Source organism: Streptomyces sp. NPDC001292, assembly GCF_042896465.1.
GTDB lineage: Bacteria > Actinomycetota > Actinomycetes > Streptomycetales > Streptomycetaceae > Streptomyces.
Map to the genome: position 1 here is coordinate 87,310 of NZ_JBIAXG010000036.1, position 6,776 is coordinate 94,085.

At 73.3% G+C, this 6,776-nt stretch carries 5 protein-coding genes; 4 read left to right on the top strand and 1 reads right to left on the bottom strand.

Features of this window, described 5'->3' with window-relative positions; all coding sequences use genetic code 11:
- Positions 1-105: 105 nt before the first annotated feature.
- The 3 genes from ACFY4A_RS30955 (at position 106) to ACFY4A_RS30965 (ending at position 4,964) form a co-directional block, all read left to right on the top strand.
- A complete protein-coding gene (locus tag ACFY4A_RS30955; protein ID WP_390832632.1) occupies positions 106-1,257 on the top strand; it encodes an AAA family ATPase in 1,152 nt (383 codons plus the stop codon).
- 111 nt (positions 1,258-1,368) lie between these two features.
- Positions 1,369-3,783, top strand: a complete 2,415-nt coding sequence (locus ACFY4A_RS30960; RefSeq protein WP_390832633.1) for a DUF5682 family protein — start codon at positions 1,369-1,371, stop codon at positions 3,781-3,783.
- The gene (locus tag ACFY4A_RS30965; RefSeq protein ID WP_390832634.1) at positions 3,780-4,964 is read left to right on the top strand and encodes a VWA domain-containing protein; all 1,185 of its coding nucleotides are present in this window, start codon (positions 3,780-3,782) and stop codon (positions 4,962-4,964) included. Before ACFY4A_RS30960 ends, ACFY4A_RS30965 begins: the two co-directional genes overlap by 4 nt.
- A gap of 507 nt (positions 4,965-5,471) precedes the next feature.
- On the opposite strand, the gene ACFY4A_RS30970 is transcribed toward ACFY4A_RS30965, so the two are convergent.
- The gene (locus ACFY4A_RS30970; RefSeq protein WP_390832635.1) at positions 5,472-5,660 is read right to left on the bottom strand and encodes a hypothetical protein; all 189 of its coding nucleotides are present in this window, start codon (positions 5,658-5,660) and stop codon (positions 5,472-5,474) included.
- 414 nt (positions 5,661-6,074) lie between these two features.
- On the opposite strand from ACFY4A_RS30970, the gene ACFY4A_RS30975 reads away from it, so the two are divergent.
- Positions 6,075-6,776: ATP-grasp domain-containing protein (locus ACFY4A_RS30975; protein WP_390832636.1), on the top strand; the 702-nt coding region annotated here is incomplete at its 3' end.

A 6,776-nucleotide genomic window follows, 5' to 3' on the forward strand; every position in this document is an offset into this window, starting at 1 on the left:
AATCGACCGACCGAGCGTGTTCGCGCAGGTCAGAACGCATTGTCAGTGCCGTGGTGCACGGTTGGTGGCAGATCCGAACCGGCCGAGCTGGAGGGGGCCTCAGCCATGTCTGTGTCCGTCGAAGCGACACCCGTCGAACCGAGCCAGAACCACTCCGCGCCCGCGAACACGGCGGAAGCGCAGGCGCTGCGCCCGCACGCCGAGCAGGCCTTCGCGGCCGAACTGGCGGCGCTGGCCGCACACGACGACCGTCCGCGCCCGGCCCGCTGGAAGCTGTCGCCGTGGGCCGTCGCGACCTACCTCCTCGGCGGCACGCTCCCGGACGGCACGGTGATCACACCGAAGTACGTGGGCCCCCGCCGCATCGTAGAGGTCGCGGTCACCACCCTCGCCACCGACCGCGCCCTGCTCCTGCTCGGCGTGCCGGGCACGGCGAAGACATGGGTGTCCGAGCACCTGGCCGCCGCGGTCAGCGGCGACTCGACGCTGCTGGTGCAGGGCACGGCCGGCACCCCGGAGGAGGCGATCCGCTACGGCTGGAACTACGCGCAGCTGCTGGCGCACGGCCCGAGCCGCGACGCCCTCGTGCCGAGCCCTGTCATGCGGGCCATGGCGCAGGGCATGACCGCGCGGGTCGAGGAGCTGACCCGCATTCCGGCCGACGTGCAGGACACGCTGATCACGATCCTGTCCGAGAAGACCCTGCCGATACCGGAACTGGGCGAGGAGGTGCAGGCGGTTCGCGGCTTCAACCTGATCGCCACCGCCAACGACCGCGACCGCGGGGTCAACGACCTGTCCAGCGCCCTGCGCCGCAGGTTCAACACGGTGGTGCTGCCGCTGCCGGAGAGCCCCGAGGCCGAGGTCGACATCGTCGCGCGCCGCGTCGACCAGATCGGCCGCTCCCTCGACCTGCCGGGCGTCCCGGACGGGGCCGACGAGATCCGCCGTGTCGTGACCGTCTTCCGTGAACTGCGCGACGGCGTCACCTCCGACGGCCGTACGAAGCTGAAGTCGCCCAGCGGCACCCTGTCCACCGCCGAGGCGATCTCGGTGGTCACCGGCGGCCTCGCGCTGGCGGCCCACTTCGGCGACGGCGTGCTGCGGGCCGGTGACGTGGCCGCCGGCATCCTCGGCGCCGTCGTCCGCGACCCGGCGGCCGACCGGGTCGTCTGGCAGGAGTACCTGGAGACCGTCGTCCGCGAGCGCGACGGCTGGAAGGACTTCTACCGGGCCTGCCGGGAGGTGAGCGCGTGAGCGGCACCGGACGGCCGACCGACGGTGGACGCCTGCCGGCCGCCACCGCGCGGGCCCGCGCCGACGACGAGCCCAGCTGGACCGCTGGGCGGGGACGAGGAGGGGGACGGCGTGAAGGGAGTTGAGGGAGCCGGGAGTCGGCGGTCCGGCGCGGGGCCGCTGCTGCTCGGGGTCCGGCACCACGGGCCCGGATCCGCCCGCGCGGTGCGGGCCGCGCTGGAGGCGGCGCGACCGCGGGTGGTGCTGATCGAGGGTCCGCCGGAGGCTGACGCGCTGATCCCGCTCGCCGCCGACCTGGACATGCGACCGCCCGTCGCGCTCCTCGCGCACGCCGTGGACGAGCCCGGCCGCTCGGCGTTCTGGCCGCTGGCCGGCTTCTCGCCCGAGTGGGTCGCCATCGGCTGGGCCCTGGAACATGACGTCCCGGCCCGCTTCATCGACCTGCCGGCCACGCACACGCTCGCGTGGGGAAGGGACGACGCCACGCCCGCGGACGGCGGCGCCGACGCGGAGGGCTCCGCGGTGGAGGGGACCGCGGAACCCCCGACGGAGGCGTCCCCGGCCGGGGCCGAGGTGCGCGTCGACCCGCTCGCCGCGCTCGCCGAGGCCGCCGGATACGACGACCCCGAGCGCTGGTGGGAGGACGTGGTCGAGCACAGGGGCGCGGGCGAGGGTGACGCGTTCGCCCCGTTCCTGGTGCTGGAGGAGGCCATGGGCGCGCTGCGGGAGGCGTACGGCAGCGCGGAGGACCACCGGGATCTTGTGCGCGAGGCGTACATGCGCCTCCAAATGCGTGCCGCACAGCGTGAGTTCGGGGACGGCGTCGCCGTGGTGTGCGGGGCCTGGCACGTGCCTGCCCTGCGGCGGAAGGCGACCGTCGCCGCCGACCGGGCCCTGCTGAAGGGACTGCCCAAGGTCAAGGCGGACATGACCTGGGTGCCGTGGACCCACCGCCGGCTGTCCCGGGCCTCGGGCTATGGCGCGGGCATCGACTCGCCCGGCTGGTACGCCCACCTGTTCGCTGTGCCGGACCGGCCCGTCGAGCGGTGGCTGACCAAGGTGGCGGGACTGCTGCGGGAGGAGGACCGGATCGTCTCCTCCGCGCACGTCATCGAGGCGGTGCGACTGGCGGGGACGCTCGCCGCGATGCGCGGCCGCCCGCTGCCGGGCCTGAGCGAGACGACGGACGCGGTGCGCGCGGTGATGTGCGACGGCTCCGACGTGCCGCTCGCGCTGGTGCACGACCGGATGGTGGTCGGGGACGTGCTGGGCGCGGTGCCGGAGGCGGCGCCCGCGGTGCCGTTGCAGCGCGACCTGGCCCGGCTGCAACGGCGGTTGCGGCTCAAACCGGAGGCGCTGGAGCGGGAGCTGGAGCTCGACCTGCGCAAGGAGACCGATGCCGGGCGCAGCAGGCTGCTCCACCGGCTGCGGCTGCTGGGCGTGGACTGGGGCGCGCCCGCCGCCTCGCGGGGCAGCACCGGTACGTTCCGGGAGACCTGGCGGCTGCGCTGGGAGCCCGAGTTGTCGGTGCGCGTCGCCGAGGCCGGGGTGTGGGGGACGACCGTACCGGCCGCCGCGACCGCGAGGGCGGAGGCGGACGCCGTGGCCGCGCAGGCCCTCGACCAGGTCACCGCGCTCGCGGAGCACTGCCTGCTCGCCGAACTGCCCGACGCGCTGCCCGTGGTCATGCGCGTGCTCGCCGACCGGGCTGCGCTCGACGCGGACGTCGGGCACCTCGCCCAGGCGCTGCCGGCCCTGGTCCGCTCCCTGCGCTACGGGGACGTGCGCCGCACGGACACCGAGGCGCTGGCCGGGGTGGCGGCCGGTCTGGCCGAGCGGATCTTCGTCGGCCTGCCTCCGGCCTGCGTCGCACTGGACGCGGACGCGGCCGAGGAGATGCGGCGCCATGTGGACGCGGTGCACGGCGCGGTCGCCCTGCTCGGCGACACTCCCAAGGCCGGACACGGAGACCTGCGCGCCCGCTGGCACGCCGTGCTCCGGACCCTTTCCGGACGGGACACGATCCCTGGGGTGCTGCGGGGACGCGCGGTGCGGCTGCTGCTGGACGACGGGGAGGTCGAGCAGGAGCAGGCGGCGCGGCTCATGGGCCTCGCGCTGTCGCCGGGCACCCCGCCGGCCGACGCGGCCGCGTGGATCGAGGGGTTCGTCGGCGGTGGAGGCGGGATGCTGCTCGTGCACGACGAGCGGCTGCTCGGGCTGGTCGACGCCTGGCTGACCGGCGTGCCGGCGCAGGCGTTCACGGACGTACTGCCGCTGCTGCGGCGCACGTTCTCGGCGTACGAGCCGGGGGTGCGCAGAACACTCGGCGAGCTGGTCCGGCGCGGTCCGGGGCAGGGCGGTGGCGGGGCCGGGGGCTTGACGGGCGGTGTGCCCGGGTTCGCCGAGGAACTCGACCAGGAACGCGCGGACGCCGTACTGCCCGTGCTGCGGCTGCTGTTGGGGCCGGACGGCCACGTTCCCGGCGGGGAGAAGCCGGACGACGAGCTTGCGGGGGTGGCGGGATGACCGTGGGAGAGGGGCACGACGTGACGGACCCGGTCGTGGAGCGGCTACGGCGCTGGCGGCTCGTGCTGGGCGGCGGCCCGGCCGACGGCACCGGATGCGCGCTGTCGGGACGGGACGCGGCGATGGACGCGGCGCTCGCCGCCCTCTACGGAAGAGGGGACAAGCCGCAGACGGGACGGACGGGACGGGACCGCTCGGCGGGACTGGGAGGCTCGGCGCCCTCGGTGGCGCGGTGGCTCGGGGACATACGGACGTACTTCCCCTCCTCCGTGGTGCAGGTCATGCAGCGGGACGCCATCGACCGGCTCGGACTGGCGACGCTGCTGCTGGAGCCGGAGATGCTGGAGGCGGTGGAGGCGGACGTCCACCTCGTCGGCACCCTTCTCTCGCTCAACAGGGCGATGCCGGAGACGACGAAGGAGACGGCCCGGGCCGTGGTGCGCAAGGTCGTCGAGGACCTGGAGAAGCGGCTGGCCACCCGCACCCGGGCCACGCTCACCGGCGCCCTCGACCGCAGCGCGCGCATCAGCCGGCCGCGCCACCACGACATCGACTGGAACCGCACGATCGCGGCCAACCTCAAGAACTACCTGCCGGAGTACCGGACGGTCGTGCCCGAGCGGCTGATCGGCTACGGCCGGGAGTCACAGTCCGTGAAGAAGGAGGTCGTCCTCTGCGTCGACCAGTCGGGGTCGATGGCGGCGTCCGTCGTGTACGCCTCCGTGTTCGGGGCGGTGCTGGCGTCCATGCGGTCCATCAGCACGCGGCTGGTCGTCTTCGACACGGCGGTCGTCGACCTCACCGACCAGCTCGACGACCCGGTGGACGTGCTCTTCGGCACCCAGCTCGGCGGCGGCACGGACATCAACAGGGCGCTGGCGTACTGCCAGTCGCGGATCACCCGGCCCGCACAGACGGTGGTCGTGCTGATCAGCGACCTGTACGAGGGAGGCATACGCGACGAGATGCTCAAGCGGGTCGCCGCCATGAAGGCGTCCGGAGTGCAGTTCGTGGCGCTGCTCGCGCTCTCCGACGAGGGCGCGCCCGCCTACGACCGCGAGCACGCGGCGGCTCTCGCGGCGCTCGGGGCACCGGCGTTCGCCTGCACGCCGGATCTGTTCCCGGAGGTGATGGCGGCGGCGATCGAGAAGCGGCCGCTTCCGATACCGGACGCCGCGTGACATCGGCCGCCCACCGGCGGGAGAGGGCTTGCGCACCCTCGGGAACCCCGTGCGAGGATCGACGCCCCAACACCCTTGTCGCCGTAGGGGAGGAACCGCCCTCTCTTGACATGGCCAGCAGCCCTGCCCGGTGCCGCTCTACGCGCGACGCGTACGGCGGCCGGGCGGTGTGTGCTGCAACTGGGGCTGCTGGTGGGGGTGTTGTACGCCCTCGGGTTTCTGTGCGGTCAGCAGGCGTGGGGGGCGGAGGGCGGTCCGACGGCACCCTGGGCCGAGACGGTGACCGTTTCGGCGCCGGAGCCCGCGTCCTCGTCCTCTCCCTCGCCAGGCGGACTCGCGGCCGTGACCGACCGGATCGCGAAGCCCGTCGTCGAACCGATCAGCGAGCCCGTCGCTGAGCCGGACGTCCAGCTGATTGCCGAGCCGGTCGTCGAGCGCATTGTGCGGCCGGCCGTCGAGTCCGTGGTTGAGCCGGTCGCCCAGCCGGTTACCGCGCCCGTCGTGAAGTCAGCTGCCGAGCCGGTCGTCGCGTCCGTCACCGAGCCGGTGGTCGAGCCCGTCATGACGCCGGTTGTCGAGCCCGCCGCCGAGCGCGTCGTGCGGCCGGTAGTCCAGCCGGTTGTCGAGCGTGTTGTGAAGCCGGTCGCTGAGCCGGTTGTCCAGAGGTCCACCGCTCCGTCGCGACGGAGAGCCCACCCGACTCCGCGGGCCCGGTGGACCCGGACGGCTGAAAGCCGTCGGTCCGTCCGGCCGTGCCGCCCGGGACCCGCGGAAAGGGCAGCTGGTCCCCATTGGGGTGGGGATCACCGCCCTGAGCCCCTTCGGGGCTGTACGAGGGGGCCTCACCCGGCCGACCCCAGCCCGGTGAGGCCCCCGCTTCAGCGGCACGCCGTGCCAGAGAGTGCGGCATCATGTGACAGGTATCACCGCTCAGGTGTGACCCTCGATTTAGGGCACTCCCGTAAGCGGGGATAACCTGCGAGACGGACATGCCGCGCGCTCGGACACCGTGTGCGCCTTCCCTGTGACCCAGAGCGGACGTCACGTTGCCCTTCGCGGCACGCCCACGCATCCAACGAACCGCGAGATCACTGATAGGGACGGAAGCGCGTGGACCTGTTCGAGTACCAGGCGAGGGACCTCTTCGCCAAGCACGGTGTACCGGTGCTGGCCGGTGAAGTCATCGACACGCCTGAGGCGGCGCGCGAGATCACCGAGCGGCTGGGCGGCAAGTCGGTCGTCAAGGCCCAGGTGAAGGTCGGTGGGCGCGGCAAGGCCGGTGGTGTCAAGCTGGCCGCCACCCCGGACGAGGCCGTCGCCCGCGCGACGGACATCCTCGGCATGGACATCAAGGGCCACACGGTCCACAAGGTCATGCTCGCCGAGACCGCTCCGGAGATCCTCGAGGAGTACTACGTCTCCTTCCTCCTCGACCGCGCCAACCGCACCTTCCTCTCCATCGCCTCGGTCGAGGGCGGCATGGAGATCGAAGAGGTCGCGGCCACCCGCCCCGAGGCCGTTGCCAAGATCGCGATCGACGCCATCGACGGCGTGGACCGGGCGAAGGCCGAGGAGATCGTCGCCGCGGCCAAGTTCCCGGCCGAGGTCGCCGACAAGGTCGCCGACGTCCTGGTCAGCCTGTGGGAGGTCTTCGTCAAGGAGGACGCCCTCCTGGTCGAGGTCAACCCGCTCGCGAAGGTCGCCTCCGGCGACGTCATCGCCCTCGACGGGAAGGTGTCGCTGGACGACAACGCGGAGTTCCGTCACCCGGAGTTCGAGGAGTTCCACGACCGGGCCGCGGCCAACCCGCTG

Excerpts from the sequence above, each read along its gene's own strand:
- ACFY4A_RS30955 (WP_390832632.1), top strand. The coding sequence starts at position 106 with ATGTCTGTGTCCGTCGAAGCGACACCCGTCGAACCGAGCCAGAACCAC.
- ACFY4A_RS30965 (WP_390832634.1), top strand. The coding sequence starts at position 3,780 with ATGACCGTGGGAGAGGGGCACGACGTGACGGACCCGGTCGTGGAGCGG.